This is a genomic window from Aeromonas rivipollensis (assembly GCF_010974825.1).
Taxonomy (GTDB): Bacteria; Pseudomonadota; Gammaproteobacteria; order Enterobacterales; family Aeromonadaceae; genus Aeromonas; species Aeromonas rivipollensis.
The window spans coordinates 18,529-40,165 of sequence record NZ_JAAILA010000019.1 but is presented as its reverse complement, the minus strand read 5'-3'; the positions used below and the strand labels follow the sequence as shown (position 1 = coordinate 40,165).

Annotated in this window: 18 protein-coding genes, 1 pseudogene and 1 riboswitch; of the genes and pseudogenes, 7 read left to right on the top strand and 12 right to left on the bottom strand. The window is 61.4% G+C overall.

Features of this window, described 5'->3' with window-relative positions; translation table 11 throughout:
* Positions 1 to 428: 428 nt before the first annotated feature.
* Positions 429 to 2,690: an LTA synthase family protein gene (locus G4923_RS13020; RefSeq protein WP_163137315.1), complete on the bottom strand. Its 2,262-nt coding sequence runs from the start codon at positions 2,688 to 2,690 to the stop codon at positions 429 to 431.
* A 249-nt stretch (positions 2,691 to 2,939) separates the two neighbouring features.
* Between G4923_RS13020 and G4923_RS13015 the strand changes: the two genes are divergently transcribed.
* On the top strand, positions 2,940 to 4,034 hold the full coding sequence (locus G4923_RS13015) for a protein kinase family protein (protein ID WP_163137314.1): 1,095 nt from the start codon (positions 2,940 to 2,942) through the stop codon (positions 4,032 to 4,034).
* Between the two features lie 136 nt (positions 4,035 to 4,170).
* Here G4923_RS13015 and lysC read toward each other — a convergent pair whose 3' ends face one another.
* A complete protein-coding gene (lysC, locus tag G4923_RS13010; RefSeq protein WP_163137313.1) occupies positions 4,171 to 5,523 on the bottom strand; it encodes a lysine-sensitive aspartokinase 3 in 1,353 nt (450 codons plus the stop codon).
* 86 nt (positions 5,524 to 5,609) lie between these two features.
* A riboswitch (Lysine riboswitch) is annotated at positions 5,610 to 5,831 on the bottom strand.
* Positions 5,832 to 5,939: 108 nt separating this feature from the next.
* On the bottom strand, positions 5,940 to 7,268 hold the full coding sequence (argA, locus tag G4923_RS13005; RefSeq protein WP_025326593.1) for an amino-acid N-acetyltransferase: 1,329 nt from the start codon (positions 7,266 to 7,268) through the stop codon (positions 5,940 to 5,942).
* 252 nt (positions 7,269 to 7,520) lie between these two features.
* Between argA and msrA the strand changes: the two genes are divergently transcribed.
* On the top strand, positions 7,521 to 8,153 hold the full coding sequence (gene msrA, locus G4923_RS13000; protein WP_106887105.1) for a peptide-methionine (S)-S-oxide reductase MsrA: 633 nt from the start codon (positions 7,521 to 7,523) through the stop codon (positions 8,151 to 8,153).
* Positions 8,154 to 8,431: 278 nt separating this feature from the next.
* Here the strand turns inward: msrA and G4923_RS12995 are convergent, their stop codons facing one another.
* The 3 genes from G4923_RS12995 to G4923_RS12985 are packed head-to-tail and all read right to left on the bottom strand — an operon-like array spanning position 8,432 to position 9,692.
* On the bottom strand, positions 8,432 to 8,767 hold the full coding sequence (locus G4923_RS12995; RefSeq protein WP_163137332.1) for a DUF3802 family protein: 336 nt from the start codon (positions 8,765 to 8,767) through the stop codon (positions 8,432 to 8,434).
* 11 nt (positions 8,768 to 8,778) lie between these two features.
* Positions 8,779 to 9,315 (bottom strand): GNAT family N-acetyltransferase, encoded by a 537-nt coding sequence (locus tag G4923_RS12990; protein ID WP_163137312.1) that lies wholly within the window; start codon positions 9,313 to 9,315, stop codon positions 8,779 to 8,781.
* Between the two features lie 5 nt (positions 9,316 to 9,320).
* Positions 9,321 to 9,692 carry an MmcQ/YjbR family DNA-binding protein gene (locus G4923_RS12985; protein ID WP_163137311.1) on the bottom strand — a complete coding sequence of 124 codons (372 nt, stop codon included), beginning with the start codon at positions 9,690 to 9,692 and terminating at the stop codon, positions 9,321 to 9,323.
* A 109-nt stretch (positions 9,693 to 9,801) separates the two neighbouring features.
* On the opposite strand from G4923_RS12985, the gene G4923_RS12980 reads away from it, so the two are divergent.
* Entirely contained in the window at positions 9,802 to 10,584 is a 783-nt protein-coding gene (locus tag G4923_RS12980; protein ID WP_163137310.1) for an alpha/beta fold hydrolase, read from the top strand.
* 35 nt (positions 10,585 to 10,619) lie between these two features.
* Here the strand turns inward: G4923_RS12980 and G4923_RS12975 are convergent, their stop codons facing one another.
* From G4923_RS12975 to G4923_RS12955, 5 genes are all read right to left on the bottom strand, one after another.
* Entirely contained in the window at positions 10,620 to 11,840 is a 1,221-nt protein-coding gene (locus G4923_RS12975) for a DUF3644 domain-containing protein (RefSeq protein ID WP_240455338.1), read from the bottom strand.
* Positions 11,841 to 11,909: 69 nt separating this feature from the next.
* Positions 11,910 to 12,731, bottom strand: coding sequence for an ATP-binding protein (locus G4923_RS12970; protein ID WP_240455336.1), 822 nt, complete (start codon positions 12,729 to 12,731; stop codon positions 11,910 to 11,912).
* 385 nt (positions 12,732 to 13,116) lie between these two features.
* Positions 13,117 to 14,184, bottom strand: a complete 1,068-nt coding sequence (locus G4923_RS12965; protein ID WP_163137309.1) for a lipocalin-like domain-containing protein — start codon at positions 14,182 to 14,184, stop codon at positions 13,117 to 13,119.
* A complete protein-coding gene (locus G4923_RS12960; RefSeq protein WP_163137308.1) occupies positions 14,181 to 16,601 on the bottom strand; it encodes an FtsX-like permease family protein in 2,421 nt (806 codons plus the stop codon). The genes G4923_RS12965 and G4923_RS12960 overlap by 4 nt, the downstream gene beginning before the upstream one ends.
* A gap of 21 nt (positions 16,602 to 16,622) precedes the next feature.
* Entirely contained in the window at positions 16,623 to 17,297 is a 675-nt protein-coding gene (locus tag G4923_RS12955) for an ABC transporter ATP-binding protein (RefSeq protein ID WP_111912345.1), read from the bottom strand.
* A 152-nt stretch (positions 17,298 to 17,449) separates the two neighbouring features.
* On the opposite strand from G4923_RS12955, the gene G4923_RS12950 reads away from it, so the two are divergent.
* From G4923_RS12950 to G4923_RS12930, 4 genes and pseudogenes are all read left to right on the top strand, one after another.
* A complete protein-coding gene (locus G4923_RS12950; protein WP_025326602.1) occupies positions 17,450 to 17,923 on the top strand; it encodes a DUF4357 domain-containing protein in 474 nt (157 codons plus the stop codon).
* A 38-nt stretch (positions 17,924 to 17,961) separates the two neighbouring features.
* Positions 17,962 to 18,057: pseudogene (locus G4923_RS12945) on the top strand (DUF4357 domain-containing protein); the annotation flags it as partial.
* Between the two features lie 255 nt (positions 18,058 to 18,312).
* A complete protein-coding gene (gene nhaD / locus G4923_RS12935) occupies positions 18,313 to 19,740 on the top strand; it encodes a sodium:proton antiporter NhaD (protein WP_163137307.1) in 1,428 nt (475 codons plus the stop codon).
* Between the two features lie 29 nt (positions 19,741 to 19,769).
* A complete protein-coding gene (locus G4923_RS12930; RefSeq protein ID WP_163137306.1) occupies positions 19,770 to 20,336 on the top strand; it encodes a pyridoxamine 5'-phosphate oxidase family protein in 567 nt (188 codons plus the stop codon).
* An 82-nt stretch (positions 20,337 to 20,418) separates the two neighbouring features.
* Here G4923_RS12930 and G4923_RS12925 read toward each other — a convergent pair whose 3' ends face one another.
* Entirely contained in the window at positions 20,419 to 21,621 is a 1,203-nt protein-coding gene (locus G4923_RS12925) for a Bcr/CflA family multidrug efflux MFS transporter (protein WP_163137305.1), read from the bottom strand.
* Between the last annotated feature and the right edge of the window lie 16 nt (positions 21,622 to 21,637).

Genomic DNA, 21,637 nt, shown 5'->3' with positions numbered 1-21,637 from the left:
TTTTTATTGGGCGCGGCACCCCTAGGGTATGGGGGGCGATTCCCCCTTCTCCCCTTGCGGGAGAAGGGCCGGGGATGAGGGGGAGGCCCTGAGCCGGGAATGTTGTTTATTTTTTCTATCCGATTTGGTTGTGTTGTTCGATTTATCTAAACAAAAAACGGCCCGCCCGGTGCCTGTTAGCCCTTGTGGGGATGAAAACACCTGGCGTCAGCAGGTTCAGCCCTTATGTCCCGTTTCATGCAAAGAGGCCGCAGTTGCGGCCTCTTTCACTTTCTCAGGTCAGGGATCAGAGCAGGGCATAGGCCCTGAAGGTATTGCAAGGATCTGCGGCCTTCGTCTCTTAAAGGTTTATTGATCTCAGGGCAGGGCATCGGCCCGGAAGGTGTTGCAAGGATCTGCGGCCCTCGTCTCTTAAATGTTTATTGATCTCAGGGCAGGGCATCGGCCCGGAAGCTGGCGCGGATCTGCGGCACCAGGGGGGAGGGGTCGAAGCCCTTCTCCTCCCCCAGCACCGGATGGAGCACGGGCTTGTCCTCTATGGGGGTGAGATCCCCTGCCAGCAGCGCTCGGGTGGCCTGTCCCATCTGGTAGAGCTGGCGCACCGGGGCGAACTGGCGATCGAGCGTGATGGCGCCATCGTTGCGGGTGAAGGCCATCATGGGGATCTGGTAGGGGGCATCCCGGGGCGGCTTGGCGCCATGGATGTTCTTGCCCGCCGACATCAGGAAGGGCTGGTGATCCCCGAAGGCCACCACCAGGTAGCGCTTGCCGGAGCGATCCAGCGTCTTGAGCAACCGCTCCAGGGAGGCCATGGCGTCCACCACTCCTGTGTAGTAGGTGTTGAGCAACTGCCTGTCCGCCGGGCTCTGATCCGGGCAGGCCCTGTCGATCTGCTGGGCCCGATAGCGATCCCCGTCGAAGGGGCCGTGCCCCTGCATGGTGACCGCGTAGGCGAACAGCGGCTTGTCATCCTGCTCGCTGCGTCTGAGCAGGTGATCGATGAGGGCATCGTCCGAGATGTAGAGCCCCTTGTGCTCTAGGGTGGTGAAGCGGGTGTCGAACCAGCGCTCCTCGTAGCCGAGGGCCGGGATCGCCTTGGCGCGGCCCCAGAACTTCTCCACATAGGGGTGGGCGAACAGGGTCTGGTAGCCGTTCTGCCTGGCGCTTCTGGCAAGGCCGGGCACCTGATCCGAGAGGTAGTAGTAGGGCACCACCCCCTGCTTGAGCAGGCCCACCGGCAGGCCGGTATTCATCTCGAACTCCGCCAGCACCGTCATGCCCCCTGTGGTGGGGGAGTGGATGGTCTTGTGCCACTGGGCCACGCCGGCGGGCAGACTCAGGGTGGGGGCGGGGGCGCAGATCTTGCCCTGCCAGTCGAGCCAGAGCGACTCATATTGCAGCACTATCACCAGATCGAAGCGGGGCGGCTGGCCCGGTGCCGGCTGGCTGAGCTCGGGGGTGCGCTCGTTGATCTGCAGGGGGTAGCGGAAGATGTTGCCGCTTTGCAGCATCTCGTCCACCAGGTTGAAGAGGTAGAGGCCGGGACCGGCGCGGATGATGTCCCTGTGGTAGTTGACCGCCCTGTCCACGTAGCGGATGTTGGCCCCGAGCAGCTTGTTGCCGGTCTGGGTGGCGAACACGCAGAGTGCGAAGAAGGCGGCGGTAGCGGCGGCCGTGCGCAGGATCCAGCGCGACAGGGCGAAGCGCCAGCACAGGAACAAGAGCCCCAGCACGGCCAGCACCGGCAGCACGGGGTGCTGATCGAGCAGTATGTGCAGCAGGGCCATCAGGTTGCCGAGATCGTCCCCCCCAAGGGGCACCCCGTAGATGGCTATCTTCATGAAGTTCGCGAGCAGGCCTATGCCCGAAAGCGCCGTGAAGACCAGCCCCATATAGAGGTTGAAGCCCGCCAGGGCGCAGAGGCTCCAGCCCAGCACCATGCTGCCCCAGGCGAGGTAGTAGTGCTCGGGCCTAAAGCCCGACCAGAGCAGAAACTCCCCCAGCTTGAACACCACGAAGCCGTGCAGCAGCACGAAGGTGAGGTTGCCGAGCAGCAGGCTGCCCAGCACCCGCGAGCGGTAGCTGCGGCGCAGCCGCGGCAGCAGGGCCCTGAGCACGGCGGCGCTCACCAGCAGCACCAGCAGCAGGCTGGTCATCAGATAGGTCAGGTTGAAGCCGCGCTCCGGCAGGGTCTGCAGGATCTGGCTGTATTCGGCGCTCTCGGGTCTGTCTGCCAGCAGCAGGCCGATCCGCAGCTGATAGCGGCTGTCCAGGGCGTCGTCGGGGGCGCGCAGGGCGCTGTTGAGATCCAGAGTGCAGCGCTCCTGGCGACACTTCTGGCGCTTCTCCACCGCCTGGCTCAGCTGATCGATGCGAATGCCCTTGTCGTTGAGCAGCTCCACCCGCACCTTGTCTCCCGCCTGCAGCGGCTTGAGCAGTTGCCACTGGCTGCGCACCACCAGGTAGAGGCCGCGACTGTCGCTCTTGTAGAGCAGGCTGTGGCGGCTGAGGGTGGCGATGGGCTGATCGGCGGGCCCCAGGATCAGCGGCTGTGCCTTCCCGAGCCAGCCGACGGGATTGAGCAGCGGCAGGGCGAGAGTCAGCAACAGCAGGGCGATCAGCAGACCGAACAACCACCCGGTCAGAGACTGGGAGGAAGAGGGGGGGCGATCACAGACGGGGGCATTCATAGGGGCTCATCCTTGGAGCGGGCAGGGCAGCAACGCTGCATCTATTTTGACCCGATGGTGAGGGGCTTGTTCCTTGATGTCAATTTAATGACGACGGGATGAATATTGGGTGACGGCCTGTGCGTGCAAATTGTGATCCCGATCCGGCAGGGGCACTCATTCTGTGATGAAAGCGTCATCATGGGCCTTTGCCGCTGGTCTGGGAGGGGGGTGCTGTTTAGTCTCTCAGTAACGGTTGGAGGTACATGTATGAATCCCAAGGTTGCGGCACGTCAGGCAAGACTGCTCCAGATGCTGGAGAACGGGGACGAGATCCGGATCGGGCGTGAGCGAGACTGTCCCCTGCCCCTGGCCCAGTTGACAAGGTTGACCGAGGATCACCCGGACGTCGTCAAGCTCTATGGTCAGGGGCTCACCGCCGAGGTGTTTCACCTCAAGGTGGAGGGCCATCACTGGTGCCTGAAGCGCTGCCGGCCAGACTCCCTGGTGGCCAACGTCGACGGCAAGACCGCCTTTCTCACCGAGCTGGAGCGGCGCCGGGAGATAGAGAGCCTGCGGGAATTGCACCCCACCATACTCTCCAACGTGGTCTGCACCAGCTTCGGCTCCGCCCGCGCCGGGGTGCTGGTCTCCCCCTGGCTGCGGGGAGATCCGGTGCGCAGGCTCAATGAGCGCAACCTGGCGCAGATGCTGGCGGTGGAGGCCGAGCTGGCCCGCTGGGGCTGGTTTGACTGGGATCCGAGCCCGGGCAATCTGCTCGACGACGGCCAGCAGATCTCGGTGTTCGACTTTGGCTACATGTGGCCCTTCGATCCCCTGCACGAGTTCAACTCCAACGGCCTCACCGATCCGGCATTTCATGTGGCTGAGCGGCTGGAGACCCGCACCCTGTCCGGGCTCTGGCTGGAGGAGGCAGATCCCCTGCCGCTGTTTCGCCACTGGCGCGAGCTCTGCCTCGCCTGGGCGAAGGGGGAGTTGCAATATCTGTCACGGGAGGGTGCCAGCGCCCCCGTGCTGGCCCGGATGCAGGGGCTGGTGGGGGAGTGGAGTGCGGCGCTGGCAAGCGAGCAGGCGCTCGCTGCCAACTGGTGGCGCGACATGTATCGCAGCCACCGGCTCGACATTCTGGACGATCTCAGCGGCAAGAGCTGCGGCCCCATGACCCTGCGCCGCCTCGACTGGCTGGAGCAGGCGGTGCGGGAGCACTTCCCGGCGCTGGCCGATAACCTGGGATTTGATGAGGCCGGGCTCGGTCAGGCGGCGCTATTGCAACGGCTGGGGGGGCTGCGCGAGCAGATCCGGGCCAACCTGTTGCCGACCCGGACCAGCCAGCCTGCGCGCTGACATGGGGATGACAGAGTGACAAAAGGGGCGCATGGGCGCCCCTCTTCGTTGGTATAGCTTCTGGCGCCATGGCCTTCCCCCGATACCAGACCCTTCTGCCGCAGGGGGAGAAGGGTCTGACAAGGTTTAATCAGGCTCAGTCGAGCAGCTCCTGATGGAGGCGGTTGACTATGTTGCCCGCCTCGCTCTCTTTCACCAGGAAGCAGAGGTTGTGAGCGCTGGCGCCGTAGCAGATCATCCGGATGTTGTGCTCGCGAATGGCGTCGAACACCCGGCTGCCCACCCCGGCGGCCTCGCTCATGCGGTTGCCGATGAGGGCCACCAGCGCGAAGTCGGTCTCCACCTCCACCTTGCACAGCTGGCCGAGCTCCGCCAGCACCTTGTCGCCCAGGATGGGCTCGCCGTTGCTCTGGCTGCCGGTGTGATCCAGGGTCAGGGAGACGCTCACCTCCGAGGTGGTGATGAGATCCACCGAGATGCGGTGACGGGCCAGGATGCCGAACACCTCCGCCAAAAAGCCGTAGGCGTGGAACATGTTGAGGCTGTGCAGGGTGACCAGCACCTGCTGGCGGCGCAGGGCCACGGCGCGAAACAGCGGGCTGGTCTCGGTGCTGGCGCGGATCCAGGTGCCACCGGCCGCGGGATCCCTGGCGGAGCCGACGAACACCGGAATGTCCTGGCGCAGGGCGGGTTGCAGGGTGGCCGGGTGCAGTACCTTGGCGCCGAAGGTGGCCATCTCGGCCGCCTCCACAAAGCTGATCTCGGGGATGGGACGGGCCCGGGTGACCAGACGCGGATCCGTGGTGTAGATGCCGGGCACGTCGGTCCAGATCTCTATGCTGCCTGCGTCCAGCGCCTCGGCGAGCAGGGCCGCGCTGTAGTCGGAGCCGCCCCGGCCGAGGGTGGTGGTGCGGCCATCGGCGTCGGCGCCGATGAAGCCCTGGGTGATGACCAGGCTGTCACCCAGCAGCGGGCCCAGCGTGGCTTGGCAGAGGGTGCGGGTGGCGGCGAGATCCACGGTCGCCTTGCCAAAGCGGCTGTCGGTGCGCAGCAGCTGGCGCGCGTCCTGCCACTGGGCCTTGATGCCCCGCTGGTGCAGCAGCTCGGTGAAGAGGCGGGTGGACATCAGCTCGCCGCAGGCGATGAGGCGGTCTGCCAGCTCGGCATCCGTGTGCTGGCAGGCCTGGCGGGCCATGGTGCGAATGTCGCCGAGCTGGGCGTGAATGAGAGCGCTCACTTCGCCCGGGTTGCCGAGCGCCGTCAGTATGGCTTGCTGGATCCCGGTCAACTTGTCGAGCTGGGCATCCTGCCCGGCTTCGTCCAGTTCACCCTGGGCCAGGCTCACCAGCAGGTTGGTGACACCGGCGCTGGCGCTCAGAACCACCACCCGGGTCGCCGGATTGGCCAGCACCACGTCGGCGCAATGGTTCATGGCCGCGGCATCGGCGACACTGGTTCCGCCAAACTTGGCGACGTTGATCGGGCTCATTGCATACTCCTGTCTCAAGGTGAAAATCCGGTTTCATCGGGCAAAAGAGAGGAGGAGGCAGAAAATGGCAGGAAAACGTAAGGATCCCGGCCAGAAGCACTCCATCCGCGGTGCCCATCCCACAAGGATCCTGCTGGATGCCTGTGGGATGCACACGACCGATGACAACCCGGGGGATTCAGCCCCCGCAGCCGACGTTGAGGTATCCAGTTGCCTCACTCGTCTCGGCGCTGCTCCCCCTGACCCAAGTTCACCGGACTCTGGTGTCCTCCCTTGGGCTGCCTGGGCAGCGCTCCTCTTCTGGTGCCACCTTGGAAGGTGGCGTGCATGTAGAAATACCCTGCACTGGATTGCACTGTCAATCGAGTTTGTAAAAAAGTACACAATTGGCAACAACCAGGCACAAGATCAATCAGTTACGAAATCGTCTTGGACAAAACCTTGGAGCGACGCTGCCAGTTGTAGAGGCGCTGGCGCGCCACCGGCAGATCTTCCACTTCCAGGGGATCGAAGCCCCGCTCCCGGAACCAGTGGATGGAGCGGGTAGTGAGCACGAACAAGCGGCGGATGCCGAGCCGCTTGGCCCGCTCGGCCACCTTGGCCACCAGCTGATCCCCCCGGTTGGAGTTGCGGTACTCGGGATGGATGGCGACGCAGGCCATCTCGGCCATGGCCTCCTCCATGAAGCAGTAGAGCGCCGCGCAGCCGATGATGAGGCCGTCGCGCTCTATGATGGTGAACTTGTCTATCTCCATCTCCAGCTGCTCGCGGGAGCGGCGCACCAGTATGCCTTCCTCCTCCAGCGGCCGGATGAGGTCCAGGATGCCGCCGATGTCCTCTATGGTGGCGGCCCGCGCCCGCTCGGCGCTCTCGCGCACTATCTGGGTGCCGAGCCCCTCGCGGCTGAACAGCTCCTGCAGCATGGCGCCGTCATCCTGATAGCTCACCAGGTGGGAGCGCGGCACGCCGCCGCGGCAGGAGGCGATGGCCGCGCGCAGGTAGCGGGCGGTGCCGGACATCTCCTCGCCCGCCTGCTCCAGCTCCACCAGCAGCTCTTCGGCCTGCTCGGGGAAGAGCTCCGAGATGGCCACGCCCTGCCTGTTCATCACCCCCTGGGTGCTGCTGAAGCAGATGAGTTTGTCGGCTTTCAGATCCACCGCCACCCGGCGCGCCACCTCTTCGGAGCTCAGGTTGAAGCTCTCGCCGGTGACCGAGCAGCCGATGGGGGAGATGAGCACCAGGCCATGCTGATCCAGCTGGCGGGTGATCCCCTCCACGTCGATGCGCCGCACCCGGCCGCTGTGGCAGTAATCGATGCCATCTTCCACCCCGAGGGGCTGGGCGGTGACGAAGTTGCCGCTCACCACGCTGATGCGCGCCCCCTGCATGGGGGTGTTGGCCAGCCCCATGGAGAGCTGGGCGGTGATGTCGTATTGCAGGCCGCCGCACACCTGCTTGATGATGGCGAAGCTCTGATCGTCGGTGACCCGGATCCGTCTGTGGTACTGGGCCTCGATACCGGCACGGGCCAGCGCCTCGTCGTTTTGCGGACGCGAGCCGAACACCAGCACCAGGCGAATGCCGAGCGTCTGCAGCAGGGCGATGTCGCTCACTATGTTGGCAAAGTTGGGGTGACAGATGGCTTCCCCGCCCATCATCAGCACGAAGGTGGCACCCCGGTGCACGTTGACATAGGGGGTGGATTGCCGAAAGGCATGGACCAGGCTGGGTTCGCGTTCACGCACGTGTTTCGTTCCATAAAAAAGCAGCAATTTGCTCAATATATGAAAATAAATTCACAAATCAAGACTAAATATTGGTTTTGCTGTTTTGTGCCGCCATTTTGACCAGCCGCAGACGCCCTGCGCCTGGGTGAACCGGGCGGCGGTCAGCCTGCTGAAGGGGCCGCCTTGGTTGATCCGGGCTCATAACCTGTTATCTTCGGGGTTCCTTTTCGTCAGCCGCCTCGCGCGGGATTTTATTCAAGGACAGGGCATATGGAGCAGATTATTTCACCGGCAGAGGCCCTGCCGGGACGACGGGAAGCGCTGGCGATCGGCCAGCAGCATGCCGTCAACGGCCACCCGACCCAGGGCCCCTGGCCCGAGGGGATGGAGCTGGCCTGGTTTGGCATGGGCTGTTTCTGGGGCGTGGAGCGCCTGTTCTGGCAGCAGCCCGGGGTCTATTCCACCGCCGCCGGTTATCAGGGGGGCCTGACGCCGAACCCCACCTACAAGGAGGTGTGCAGCGGCCTGACCGGTCATGCGGAGACGGTGCAGGTGGTGTTTGACCCCAAGGTCATTAGCTACGGCGATCTGCTCAAGCTGTTCTGGGAGCAGCACGATCCGGCCCAGGGCATGCGCCAGGGCGGCGACATCGGCACCCAGTACCGCTCGGTGATCTTCTATGGGGATGAATCCCAGGAGGCCATCGCCCAGCAGAGCCTGGCGGCCTACCAGCAGGCCATGATGGCGAGTGGCGATGCCCGCGCCATCACCACCCGGATCCTGCCGCTGGCACCCTTCTACTACGCCGAGGATTACCATCAGCAATATCTGGAGAAGAACCCGGAAGGCTATTGCGGACTGGGGGGCATTGGCGTCTGCCTGCCGCCCAGCCTGAACCGCTGAGGCGCAGCCTGGATAAAGCAGGGGCCATTAGGCCCCTGTTTCGTTTTTTTGAAAGAAATATTAAAAAAAGCGTCCTGGCCGGGAACTTAACCCAACCTCGGCAGACTAATCAGGGTAGCTACCATGGACGGCAGCCAAGACCAGACACATTTCTTGCCTCGATATTCATTCAACTGACAAGCGCGATGAATCGGAAGTGATAGCAAGCAGGGCTGCCCTTTGAGGCGGCCCTTTTCATTTTGCGGATCTTTGCGGGCCGTGCGGCCGCGGGGAGGGGACTAGCCGATGGTGCTGTCGAACAGGTTCTTGATGAGATCGATGAACTCATCGAGGAAGGCGTGCTGGGCCGGGGTGGGCGCCCGCAGCCAGACGGCGGAGAGCACCTCCTCCAGATCGGCCACCACGGCGTCGGCCTCTTGCATGATCATGAAACGCACCTTGGGGTCGAGCTGGGGGTTCTGCTCGCAGATGGCCATGAGGTTGTCTGCCACCCGGTTGCTCACCAGATCCTCAATGGTCTGGGAGCCCGTGCCCTGCTGCTGGCTCTCGAACAGGCCCAGACTCTCTACCAGATACTCGATAAGCGCAATATAACCGTCGCTCTCTACCACCATGATGGCTGCCTTCATTCATTGCTTTGGGGAAATGGTGGGTATTTTAGTGGCTGGCCCTGGCTTGGCAAGCGGCAGTAGAGGCGATGGCGGACAAAACTGACCCCGCCGCGCTCCACGGTTTCCAATCCGGCCTGCTCGAAGCCGTGACGCAGAAAGAGTGCGAGGCTGAAGGCGCTGGCCTCTGTGGTCAGTCTGTGCAGGCCGAGCTGGCTGGCCGCCTGCAAGGCCCGCTCCAGCAGCAGGCCGCCGAGCCCCTGGCGCTGATGATCCGCGCTCACATAGAGCAGGCTGAGGTGGCCATCATCGCTTAAGGTGACAAAGCCAAGGGGCATGCCCTCCTGCTCCATGACCCAGCCGTGGTGCTCGCGCAGCTGGCTGGCGAGGCCGGGATGACGGGCGCCCTGGGCCCATTGCTCCACCTGCTCCGGGCTGTAGTGCTCCGGGCCCAGGCGGCGAACCGACTGCTCGAACAGGGCGAGCAGGGCGGGGATGTGCTGCTCCCTCAGGGGGATGCTCCGGGCGGGCACGGTGTTTTGTGTCTGCGGCATGGCTGTTATCCTGCCTTTGCTGATAAGGTCGGCGCCTGCGGCCGCTTGGCCTTGGGCAAGCCCGCTACCACGCGCTGGTAGGAGTGTTCAATCCAGCCCTGCCAGAGCTCGGCGTCCAGATTCTCGCTCAGGGTCACCGTATTCCAGTGCTGCTTGTTCATATGCCAGCCGGGTTTGACTTGTGGGTGTATCTCTCGCAGCAGCAGGGCGAGTTCGGGCTCGCATTTGAGGTTGATGGTCAGCGGCTCTGCCTGCCAGTCCACCAGGGCGAACATCTTGCCGGCGATGCGATAGACCAGGATCTCCGGGCCAAAGGGGGTATCCTCGGTGGCGCCTGGCTGGCTTAGCAGAAATTCACGTAACGATGCAAGGCTCATACAGGACTCCATGCTGGTCCGATGATGGGTGGCAGCATATTCAGCGGGGCACCCCTTCTGTTAATATGCCCGCCGAGTATATCCCCCAACCCCCCCGGGAGCCCATAAGATGTTGTACCACAAGACCTTTGAGCTTGGCCCCGAGCGGGATTGGGTGGTGTTCGTGCACGGAGCAGGCGGCAGCTCCTCCATCTGGTTCAAGCAACTGCGCGCCTACCGGGAGCACTTCAACGTGCTACTGCTGGATCTTCGCGGCCACGGCCAATCCAACCAGTTGCAACAGGTGGTCAAGGGGCACTACAGCTTTCGGGCCGTGACCGAGGACATCTTGCGGCTGCTCGATCACCTGCGCATTCCCCGCGCCCATTTTGTCGGCATCTCCCTTGGCACCATCCTCATTCGCCACCTGGCCGAGCTCTGCCCCGAGCGGGTCAAGAGCATGGTGCTCGGCGGCGCCATACTGCGCCTCGACATCCGCTCCCGGGTGCTGGTGCAGCTTGGCCGGGTCGGCCAGCACATACTGCCCTACATGTGGCTCTACCGCTTGTTCGCCTTCATCATCATGCCGCGCCAGCACCATCAGGAGTCCCGCAACCTCTTCGTGCGCGAGGCCCGCAAACTCTGCCAGAAGGAGTTCAAACGCTGGTTCCGCCTCGCCACCGAGGTGAACCCCCTGATGCGCTACTTCAAGGAGCGCGCCCTGCCGATCCCGACCCTCTACCTGATGGGGGAGGAGGATCATATGTTTATCGCCCCGGTACGCGAGCAGGTCGCCCGCGACCCCTACAGCCAGCTCGCCATCATCGAAAACTGCGGCCATGTCTGCAATGTGGAGCAGCCGGATCACTTCAATCGGCAGTCGTTGGCGTTTTTACAAGGTAGATTGGGCTGAGTAATACGCAGCCCAACGTTTATCAAGGTGCAAGATCATGCTATTTTGCGCTTCCTACCTTTTGGTTTATATGTATCTAATGCTTTCTGTAGCCAGCCGGCTTGCTCGGTTATATTTTTTACGACCCAGGTAACAAATGCTTCAGAGTATCGAGCTCTATCAGTGAAATTGTACATATCTGAGTTTTTATTCGTTTTTATTTTATGTTTAAAGACGATAGCCTGAAATGAATGCCTATTTATCTTTGATGCTGTTTGTTTAGTGTTGATTGCTAAAATCGCATCATCGGTAAAGTATGGATGGGTGTCATTGAGATTTTTTGCTTGAGTTATTATTATTGCTTTCTGCCCTTGCTCTCCTGTACTCAGTACCAAATCTGATTTATTTGGATTTCGAACAAGAGCAAGCATGTACTCGATGCTAATGGAAAATTTATCAGAGTTTAGCGCTCTATTAGTATCGTCAAAAGCTTTAATGAATTTATCAACTTCCGTCGCTGTTAATGCTCCATAGTTTTCTTTAATAACACCAATTTCAGGTGCTGGTCCGTCGATAACTAGACTAAGCATCCCCACACTCTGCCCTGCAAGAGGTGAGTTGCCCATTTGCTTTCTATATCTATCTTGATAGTTAAAAACGTTAGCTTGGAATAGGCGTGAAAGTTGTGGTTGTAACTCAGGAATAAGCAAGTGAGTCGCTTGATCTCGCAGCAAAATTAATGTGTCAATATTTCGCTTAACTGGGTCGTTGTTTTGAATTCTAAGAGGAAGTGCATCAGAGATTGAGATGCTTTTACCATTTTTATAAAATACTTTTTCTTCACCGAAAGTATCTAGTATCTCAGCCTTTAAGAAGAGCTCCCATGCATTGACCATCATAATAGTGAATGCTTCGACTCGATTACATAGACTAGGCCTATTGTAAACTTCTAACGCAAGAGTAAATGCGTCAAGGCTCCTCTTGATTAGCTGTTGGTACATCTTTTCCTGTGGCGTTATTTCTTTTGATGATGTGCTTTGAGACATAAGTCTAATAAACTCATCATTTGATATCTTTGTTAGCCCTTTTGAAATAAAATAATTACTTTCTGATTTAAAGATGAATTTTCCTTTTAATTTTTCGCTTATATATTTGATGATGCTTTTAGGATTGTATCCAGTGGCAGCTGCAGCTTGTGTTACTGAAAAGCATTCGTTGTTTTCTTCTTTTTCTCTGAAGAATTCGAGTAATAATATCCGCTTGTCTTCTCTAGTCATTTATATAACCCGGCTCATTTTTTATAGTTTTAAGAAATTATTTGTGTGAATAAATGTTAAGTGTTGTCATTAAAATTTATTCTGTAATCTTTGGATGATATAATCTTGTAACGCAACCCCTTGCAACTTTTGCTTACACCCATTGACTCTTACCCAAGTATGGCCAGATGAGTTAAAATGTAAGCCAGATAAATTTGATTTAGGGACGCGTACCTCAAGCACATAACCACCATCTATTCCAACCACGCCATGAAATATTACATTTATTCTTGTGGGGTCAATTGAAGGCTCAATAGTGTTTATCTTTAAATTGATGCATTTATTTATATCATCTTTTAATCGGCTATCCAAAATTATACTTTTGATTATGCCGTCATCTCGAATTCCCCAAAAAACACTACCACCTGAGCTATTGAGAAATGCCAGTATGTACTCATCGACAATGTTCTGGATCGACTTAGTTGGATTCTGACCTTTTATCTCTTTAAACTCATTATGTAAATCCTCTTCTAATGTGCATTTTTCACCTTCACTAAATATATGCTTTTTAATTGGAGCTGGATTTTCAAATTCATCTGGTAGTGATTCGAAAAAGACTCTGAGATTTTTGATAGTACGTGATGCCATTCGTACTGACTTGGACATTTTATTTATTGAGCCATAGTCAACGACCAAAGAGTCAAGTTCGCTCAGAGCCCTTGATTTACCAACTAATTGCCCCCAGGTTTCTATCAATCTGTTTCGTTGAGGGCCACTTTGCATCCCCCCTGGATAATAATTTCTATTTACTACTTCAAATGTAGTTTGAAGGTCCCAGTTTTTATTAATTAACAAATCCCATGCCTCAATATGTAACCAGAATGAAAAGATAACAATGATAAAGCCAGCCAAAAAAATTGAATACTTGGTATATATCTATTTAGACAATTTATTGAAAATTATAGTGTATATAACCGAGCGTCACTAGTTGGTATCTAGACACACGTGATGGTAATAAGCGAGATAGCTACCGCACGGGGAACAGCTCCCCGCATGCTGTTTTTAACCGAATTGAAGAGAGATAGAGCATCGGCACACCTCTGGTGTTTCTAGGGTGGCGAGGGCCGGATGAGAAGCCTATCAAACGCTGACTATCCTTGTTGAGTGAAAACGCAGCTAACTCGTGGAATTTGAATGAAATCTTGATGCCGGTCAGATTTTGACGGAGGTCTACCAAGATAGTTGGGGCTGGTGAACAAGAAAGTGGTAGCAGGGGACGCGGCCATAAACTGGGGGCTTAATACCCCGTCATCTCCAGATAACCCAGCCCTTGCGCATCGCCCTCCACAGTTACAGCCCCCTCCCAGTAGTCAAAGCGCCCCGTCATGGCCTGATTGGGTTGGCGCGCCTTGATAACGAGGTTCAGATCGGCGGCCTTAAGCTGCCACTCGACGGGGTAGTCTTGGCCCTTGGGGCCGCGCCAGGTTTTACCGGGGGTGAGGACGATGGATTCGGGGGCGAGCACCCGGCTGCTGCCGTCCCGCTCGATCAGTATGCCGTAGCGGTTTTCAGGCTCGGGGCGGCCCGCTTTGGTGCGAAGGCGAAACAGCATCAGCTCGCGGCCATCAATGAGTTGCAGGGAGAACCAGTCCCAGCCCGACTGCCACTGGGCCAGTACCGAGCTGCTCCACTCGTGATCAAACCACCCCTGGCCCGTGACATTGCGGGTCTCCCCCTCCAGGGTCAAAGTGCCGCTAAGTGTCAGGCGCGGGTAGGAGTAGTAGAAGGAGGCGTTGCCCGGGCTCTTCTCGCTGTAACCCGCTTTGCCTTGCAGCACCACCGGCTTGGCGGCACTCACCTTGAGGTTCAGCTCACCCATCTTGCTCTGCACCTTCAAGGTGGCGGGAAAGAGCGCATCGCCTTGAGAGGCCAGCCGCCACTCTTTGAGCCAATATTCGCCGCCGCTGGCCCCGGCGAGCCCGGGCCCCTGGCGGCTGGTGCGCTCATCCTGGCGGTGGCTGCCACGGGCGAGATCCGTGATGGCGAACTGGGCCAGCCAGAGCTGGGGGCTGAGCCAGGGGTTGTCCGATGTGATCTGCTGCTCGACACCTTGCCGAAAGAGGGTCCACTGGATGCCGTAGTCGCGCCCCTGCTCGTCTTTCAGGTTGCCGGTAAGATACCACCACTCGGATCTGTAGTCCGGGTGGGCGCCGTGATCGGCGGGCAGGCGGATGGGCTGGCCCGGCTCGGCCTTCCTGAACTGATCGCTGCCGCCCCCGAGCAGGGTGCCCAGATCGCTGGCACCGACCGTAGCGCCATACAGGATGCAGGCAATCATCAGCGGCCACTTCCAACTCAATTTCATACGACTCTCCTTGCGGCGTACCAGGAGGCGAGCGCCCCGCACAGGGGGGCCAGCAAGAGCGCCGTGACGGCGTGCAAGGGGGCGGCCTCGAAGGCGAGACGCCAGCCAAAGGCGCGGGGGTTGACCACCTCAATCAGCACCCAGGCGAGGCCATAGCCCACCGGCAGGGCCAGCAGCGCCGTGAGCAACCCCAATCCCGCCCCCTGCCACACCAGCAGGCGGCGGCAGTGGCGGGGGCCTATCCCTAGGCTCTGCAGGGTTTGCAACTCCCCGCGCCTGGCCAGCCCCAGCACCATAAAGGCGGAGCCTATGCCGACGAAGGCGATGCCGAGGATCAGCAATTTCAGCAGCTCGGTCACCACAAAGGTCTGATCGAACACCTTAAGCGCCGCGGCGTGGATGGCGGGGGCGGGCAGCAGGTTCACCCGCTCGCCAAAACGGGCGCGCAGCCGATCGCTTAGGCCCTCGGGGTCCGTGCTGAAGAGGGCGAGGGATTGCACCTTGCCCCCTTCGAAGGCGTGCAGTATCTGCCCCTTGTCGCTGCCGTAATCCTGATAGACGCCGGTGACGGTGAGCCGCCTTGGCCCCCCTTCGCTCGTCACATCCAGGGTCTGACCCACTCTGACTCCGAGGCGCACAGTGAGCGGCTCGCTCGCCAGCACCTCGTCGGGGGTGGCGGGCCAGCGCCCGGCCAGCAACGGATAGGCGGCCTTGAGCTCGGGGATAAAGTCCATCTGCGCCCACTCTATGGGCTGCCCCTGCCAGCGGGCGGGGTGCACGGCGCGGCGGGAGGCGGCGCTCACTTCTGGCTCGGCGAGTATGGCGGTCAGGGTCTGCTCGCTCAGCTGGCCTCTGCTGCCTGCCACCCCCTTGGGGGCGCTGACATAGAGGTCGGCGGCGAGCCGCTGGCCGAGCCAGATCTCCACGCTCGAACGAAAGCTCGACACCATGACCCCGATGCCGATGGCCGCGGCTATGGCAAGTTGCAGCGCCATCACGGCGATGGCGGTGCGATCCAGATGGTATTGGGTCTCGGCCACCCCGAGCCGGACGCTGAGGGGGCCGTGCCCGCGCAGCCGCCCCAGCAGAGCGCGCAGGGCATCGGGCAGGGCGAGGGCCATGGCGAGCAGCCAGCCTCCGGCCACGAAGAGGGCGCCCCCCAGGCCGGTCTGCGGCAACAAGAGGCAGAGGGCGCAGAGCAACAGTATGGCGATGGCGAGCAGACGCCTGCGCCAGGGATGAACCGGCGGGCGGCTGCTCCCCTCCCGCAGTTCAAGAGGGGATTGGCGCAGCAACTGCCACCAGCCGGGGAGGTTGGCGGCAAGGGTGCCAGCCAAGCCTATCAGCAGCGCCTTGATGAGGCTGGTCGGGGAGAGGCGCAGCAGATCGATGGGGTTGGGGCCATAAAGGTCTGCCAGCGCCTGGGTGAGCTGCCCCATGAGGGCCAACGCCAAGAGGCTGCCGAGCATCAGCCCGAGCAGGGTGCCTATGGTGGCGAGAATGAGCAGCTCCAGGGCCAGATAGCGGAGTACCCGGCTTGGCGGCATCCCCAGGATGATGAGCTGGGCGAGCTGGGGGCGGCGCACGCTCTGTACGAAGCGCTGGGCGTTGAACACCAGAAACAATCCCACCGCCATGGCGAGCAGGGAGAGGGCACTGAGGTTGAGGGCCAGGGCATCCCCGAGCTGGCTGGCATCGAGGGCCGGGCTGATGGGCTCGAGCCAGAGCGGCTGATGGGGGTAATAGGTTTGCAGCGCCCTTTGCAAGGCATTGGCCTCTGCGTCGCTTAACTTGAAGACGATGCGATCCAGCCTTCCTGCCTTGCCAAGCAGGGGTTGGGCCAGGCCTATGTCGGTGACCAGCAGCCGCTCCATGGGGACGGCGCCCGGCTCGAAGGTACCCGCGAGGGTGAGGGTGAGTGTGCGGGCACTTTCCCCGTCACCGCCCAGCATAAAGGAGCGAGACTGCCCCAGCGACCAGCCGAGGCGTTTCGCCTCGGGGGCCGAGAGCCAGACGCTGTCGGCGCGGCTCAGGGTGAAGTCAGGCTCGCGCCCCGGCTGCTCGCCAAAGAGTCGGCGCAGGGGGCCCGGGTTGAAGAGATCCATCCCCAGCAGCTGGAAGCTGCGCCCCTGCTCGTCCTTGAGCCAGGCGTGCAACTGGGGCATGGCGTCAAGAGCGGGCTGGCTTCGCACCAGCCGAACGTAGAGCCCCTCATCCAGGCCGCCGCTCGGGGCCAGGCGGTAGTTCGCGTCCCCCGCGAGCTGGCTGCGGGCGGCGACGAAATTGGTGCGGGCGCTGTGGTTCAAGAGCTCGATGGCCACCACCAGGGTGACCCCCAGCATGAGCCCGGCCAGGCTCATCAGCAGCAGCCAGGGGTGGGCGCGATAGAGGCGCAGCAGCGCCTTCAGCGGCAGCATGATGCATCCCGGCAGCGGGCGTCACCCATGGGGTCCGGCCTCGAGCAACTGCCCCCCTTCCAGGCGCAGCACCCTGTCTGCCAGGGCGCCATAGCCGGGGTTGTGGCTCACCAGCAAGAGCCCTGCGCCGGTGTCGCGCACCGCCGCCATCATCAGCCCCATCACCTGCTCGGCGTTGTGCTCATCGAGACTCCCGGTGGGCTCGTCAGCGAGCAGCCACTTTGGCTGGTGAACCAGGGCCCGGGCCAGGGCCACCCGCTGGCGCTGGCCGCCGGAGAGCTGCTCCGGCCAGGCGTGGCGCTTGTGGCTCATCCCCAGGCGTTCGAGCAGGGCATCGAGGCGCGCCATGTCGCGGGGCAGGTGGTTTATCTCCAGGGGCAGGCAGAGGTTTTCCAGCACTGTGAGGGTCGGCAGCAGGTTGAAGTCCTGATAGACGATGCCAAAATGCCGGCCGCGCAGGCGGGCCCGTTCGTCCGGAGACTGGGTGTCGAGCCGGGTCTCTCCCAACCAGATTTCCCCCTCATCCGGGGGGATGAGACCGGCAATGAGGTTGAGCAGAGTGGACTTGCCACAGCCGCTCTGCCCCAGCAGCAGACAGGTTTCGCCGGGGTTGAGCTTGAGATCCAGACCGGCAAACAGGGGGAGCGTCTCACCGCCGTTGGCGAAGTGTTTACCGAGGTTGCGCAGATTCAACATGGGATAACCGGTTGATGGCCAATGGCTTTCACAATGTCAGTCACTATGCCAGTTAGTGATCGCGCCTGCAAAAGGGATGAGGATCCTTGCTGGATCCCGCTTGCCAGAGGTGGTTAGAATAGGGGCTTCCATGGGTCACAGGATGAGCAAGGATGTTACACAAGCAAGTCAGTTTTATCGTCGACAGCAAGGGGGCCAAGCAGGCTGCCGTGGTCCCCATCGATATCTACAACGAGCTGATGACCCTGCAAAAGGCGCTCTCCGACAACAAGCCCGGCGAGCGCGAGCTCTACCACTTCAACGGCAAGGGGGCCGAGGCCCATGGCTATCCGGTGGGCAAGCGACAGAACCCCGGCTTCATGGTGCAGGCGGGCTCCACCGCCAACGGCGAGGATGCCGCCTCCTTGCGCGAGGCGGTGATCGAGCTGCGCCAGGAGCTGCTGGCCAAGGGGGTGCTTGTGCCCCGAGCCGAGGGGGGCTTCGTGTTTAGCGCCGATCAGCTGTTCAACAGCCCGAGCCTGGCCGCCAGTCTGGTGGCGGGCAACAACAGAAGTGGGCTGGATGCCTGGCAAAACAGCGCCGGCTACACCCTCAAGCAGTCCGGCTTTGGCAAAAAATCCCCCTGATGCCCCTTGAGTGAGCCACGCCGCCTGCCCGGCCGAGGTGGGTGGCGGGCAACAACAGAAGCGGGTTGGACGCCTGGCAAAACAGTGCCGGCTACACCCTCAAGCAATCCGGTTTCGGCAAAAAATCCCCCTGATGCCCCCTGAGCCACGCCGCCTGCCCGGCCGAGGCGGGCGGCGGGCAACAACAGAAGCGGGCTGGATGCCTGGCAAAACAGCGCCGGCTACACCCTCAAGCAATCCGGTTTTGGCAAAAAATCCCCCTGATGCCCCCTAAGCCACGCCGCCTGCCCGACCGAGGCGGGTGGCTCGATCATCCGGATAGGGATGAGGGTGACTTCCCTGTCCACTGCTAGCCTCAATGCCAGACAGTTCTCAAGAGACGCGCACTCATGTCTGGATCCTCACGCCTTGCCCCCTTGTCCGGGCTCTGCCTGTTTTGTGGCCCCGCCCTGGCCGAGGGCGGCCCCCTAGCCCTGACCCACAGTGGCGTCGGCCTCTTTGCCCTCGTCATCTTCGTGCTCGCCTACCTCCTGGTGATGGCCGAAGAGTACCTGAAGCTGCGAAAATCCAAGCCGGTGCTGATCGCCGCCGGCATCATCTGGATAGCCATTGGCGTCGTCTATGCGGACGCGGGGCTGAGCCCGCTGGCCCACGAGGGGTTTCGGCAAAACCTGCTGGAATATGGGGAGTTGATGCTGTTCCTGCTGGTGGCCATGACCTACATCAACGCCATGGAGGACAGGCTGCTGTTTGCCGCCCTGCGCGCCCGCCTGGTGCGGGCCGGGCTCAGCCTGCGCACCCTGTTCTGGCTCACCGGGTTCCTGACCTTCTTCATCTCCCCCGTAGTGGACAACCTCACCACTGCGCTCCTGATGTGCACAGTGGTGCTCAATGTGGCCAACGAGGATCGCCGCTTCATCAACCTGGCCTGCATCAACATCGTAGTGGCGGCCAATGCCGGCGGCGCCTTCAGCCCCTTCGGCGACATCACCACCCTGATGGTGTGGCAGGCGGGCAAGGTGCCCTTCGGCCAGTTCTTCGCGCTCTTCATCCCCGGCCTGCTCAACTTCCTGATCCCGGCCCTCCTGATGAGCCTGATGGTGCCGCGCCATGCCCCCAGGGTGCTGGACGAGGAAGTGACGCTCAGGCGCGGGGCCGCCACCATAGTGCTGCTCTTCCTCCTCACCATAGGGACGGCCGTCGCCTGCCATCACTTCCTGCAACTGCCCCCGGTGCTCGGCATGATGACGGGGCTGGGCTATCTGCAATTTTTCGGCTTCTACCTGCGCAAGACCCAGCCTGGCGTCCTGGCGCGGGAGCGCGCCCTCTATGAGCGCACCGGTGACGAGGCGCGGCTGCTGCGCCTCGGCTCCATAGTGCCGTTCGATGTGTTCAACAAGATTGCCAAGGCCGAGTGGGACACCCTGCTCTTCTTCTACGGGGTGGTGATGTGCGTCGGCGGGCTCAGCTTCATGGGGTATCTGGCGCTGGCGTCCCAGCTCCTCTATCAGGGGGATCCGACCCAGGCCAATGTGGTCATAGGCCTGCTCTCCTCCGTCATCGACAACATTCCGGTGATGTTCGCCGTGTTGTCGATGGAGCCGCAGATGTCGACCGGGCAGTGGCTGCTGGTGACCCTGACCACGGGGGTGGGGGGCAGCCTGCTCTCCATCGGCTCCGCCGCCGGTGTGGCTCTGATGGGGCAGGCCAGGGGCATGTATACCTTCGTTGGCCATCTCAAGTGGTTGCCTGCCATTTTGCTTGGCTATATGGTCAGCATAGGGGCGCATCTGTGGCTCAACAGCGCCCTGTTCTGAGCACCATGAAGATTGCAAGGGAAGGGACTATGGGACAACTGTTCGAGGCGCTCTCGCCGCGCCATGTGGCCTTTATCGCGGCGCAGAAGATCTATTTTGTCGGCACGGCGGCGGGGGAGGGCACGGTCAACCTCTCCCCTAAGGGCGGGGATTCGTTGCGCATTCTCGATGCCCATACCCTGGCCTGGCTCAACCTGACCGGCAGCGGTAACGAGTCGGCGGCCCATGTGTTGCAGAACCCGCGCATGACGGTGATGTTCTGCGCCTTCGAGGGGGCGCCCATGATACTGCGGGCCTATGGTCAGGCGCGGGTGCTGCACCGGGGCGATCCGGACTGGGAGACGGCCCTGGCGCGCTTCCCGGCCAGCGTGGCGGCCCGCCAGATCTTCCTGCTCGACATTGAACGGGTCCAGACCTCCTGCGGCATGTCGGTGCCCCTGTTTGACTACCAGGGGGACAGGGAGGATCTCGCCAACTGGTCGGCCCGCCAGGGCAAGGAGGGCATAGAGGCTTACTGGCGCAAGAAGAATCAGCTGAGCCTGGATGGCGTGGAGAGCGAGATCCTGGCCCGCAGCGGCTTGCCGGCAGACGCCTGAGGGCCCGCGCCCCAGATGCAAAAAGCCCTGTCCGGTGGACAGGGCTTTTTCGTGTCGGCATCGCGGTGAGCCTAAGAGCGCGTCAGGCCGCCCTGGCACGCTTGCCGGTGAGCAGCCAGTAGCTGAGTGCCGAGCCCAGGCCACAGGCGGCGATGGCGATGGCCATGGGCAGCGGCGACTCGGGGGGATTGAGGTTGACCAAAATGCCCACCACGGCGCCTATGCCAAAGCGCAGTGTGCCCGCGAGCGCCGAGGCGGTGCCCGCCGACTGGGGGAAGTGGCCCATCAGGCCCGTCATGGCGTTGGCCCCCACCAGACTGATGTGCCCGACGAAGAGCACCACTGGGATGACGATGCCCCAGAGGCCCCCGGTCTGGCTCCAGGCGTTATAGATAAGCAGGGCCCCGGCCAGCGGCAGCACAGTCAGGCCGTATTGCAGCATGCGCTCGGCGCCCACCCCCTTCACCAGACGGCTGTTGACGAAGGTGACCACCATCATCAGCAGGATGTTGAGGCCAAAGAGCCAGCCGTAGTGCTCGGTCGGTACCTTGAAATACTCGATATAGACATAAGGGGAGGCGCTCAGGAAGGCGAACATGCCGGAGCTCGACAGGGCGCCACACAGCACATAGCCCATGGCGCCGCGGTGGGAGAGCACGCCCCAGTAGTTGCGCAGCACCTGGCCGAGCTTGAGCGGCTGCCTGTGTTCGGGTTTGAGGGTCTCCTGGATCTTCCACTGCATCACCACGCAGATGAGCAGGCTCACCCCCACCAGCAGCCAGAAGATCACCCGCCAATCGCTGTGGGCGCTGATGTAGCCGCCCACCACCGGGGCCACCAGGGGGGCCAGCGTCATCACCAGGATGACGAAGGACATGGCCCGCGAAAACGCATCCTTCTCGAACAGATCCCGCAGCAGGGCATTGACCACTACGGATCCCGCCGCCCCGCCGGCAGCCTGCAGCATACGCCAGGCCAGCAGCTCCGGCAGGGAGTCGGCCATGGCGCAACCCACAGAGGCCACGGCGAACATCGTCAGTCCCGCCAGGATCACCGGCTTGCGGCCGAAGCTGTCTGCCAGCGGGCCATAGAACAGCTGGCCGATGGCGAAGCCGCCGAGGAAGGCGCTGATGGTGAGCTGGGCCCCGTCTATGCTGGTGGCCAGATCCCGGGCTATGGCCGGAATGGCGGGCAGGTACATATCCACCGCGAGCGGGGTCAGGCCCGCCAGGGCGCCGAGCAGGATGAACAGGAAGCGGGGAGAGAGGGGCGTGGCTTGAGGCATAGGGTATCCGAGTCGT

Coding starts and splice junctions, on each gene's coding strand:
- G4923_RS13020 (WP_163137315.1), bottom strand. CDS start 2,690: ATGAATGCCCCCGTCTGTGATCGCCCCCCCTCTTCCTCCCAGTCTCTG.
- G4923_RS13015 (WP_163137314.1), top strand. CDS start 2,940: ATGAATCCCAAGGTTGCGGCACGTCAGGCAAGACTGCTCCAGATGCTG.
- lysC (WP_163137313.1), bottom strand. CDS start 5,523: ATGAGCCCGATCAACGTCGCCAAGTTTGGCGGAACCAGTGTCGCCGAT.
- msrA (WP_106887105.1), top strand. CDS start 7,521: ATGGAGCAGATTATTTCACCGGCAGAGGCCCTGCCGGGACGACGGGAA.
- G4923_RS12995 (WP_163137332.1), bottom strand. CDS start 8,767: ATGGTGGTAGAGAGCGACGGTTATATTGCGCTTATCGAGTATCTGGTA.
- G4923_RS12990 (WP_163137312.1), bottom strand. CDS start 9,315: ATGCCGCAGACACAAAACACCGTGCCCGCCCGGAGCATCCCCCTGAGG.
- G4923_RS12985 (WP_163137311.1), bottom strand. CDS start 9,692: ATGAGCCTTGCATCGTTACGTGAATTTCTGCTAAGCCAGCCAGGCGCC.
- G4923_RS12980 (WP_163137310.1), top strand. CDS start 9,802: ATGTTGTACCACAAGACCTTTGAGCTTGGCCCCGAGCGGGATTGGGTG.
- G4923_RS12975 (WP_240455338.1), bottom strand. CDS start 11,840: ATGACTAGAGAAGACAAGCGGATATTATTACTCGAATTCTTCAGAGAA.
- G4923_RS12965 (WP_163137309.1), bottom strand. CDS start 14,184: ATGAAATTGAGTTGGAAGTGGCCGCTGATGATTGCCTGCATCCTGTAT.
- G4923_RS12960 (WP_163137308.1), bottom strand. CDS start 16,601: ATGCTGCCGCTGAAGGCGCTGCTGCGCCTCTATCGCGCCCACCCCTGG.
- G4923_RS12955 (WP_111912345.1), bottom strand. CDS start 17,297: ATGTTGAATCTGCGCAACCTCGGTAAACACTTCGCCAACGGCGGTGAG.
- G4923_RS12950 (WP_025326602.1), top strand. CDS start 17,450: ATGTTACACAAGCAAGTCAGTTTTATCGTCGACAGCAAGGGGGCCAAG.
- nhaD (WP_163137307.1), top strand. CDS start 18,313: ATGTCTGGATCCTCACGCCTTGCCCCCTTGTCCGGGCTCTGCCTGTTT.
- G4923_RS12930 (WP_163137306.1), top strand. CDS start 19,770: ATGGGACAACTGTTCGAGGCGCTCTCGCCGCGCCATGTGGCCTTTATC.
- G4923_RS12925 (WP_163137305.1), bottom strand. CDS start 21,621: ATGCCTCAAGCCACGCCCCTCTCTCCCCGCTTCCTGTTCATCCTGCTC.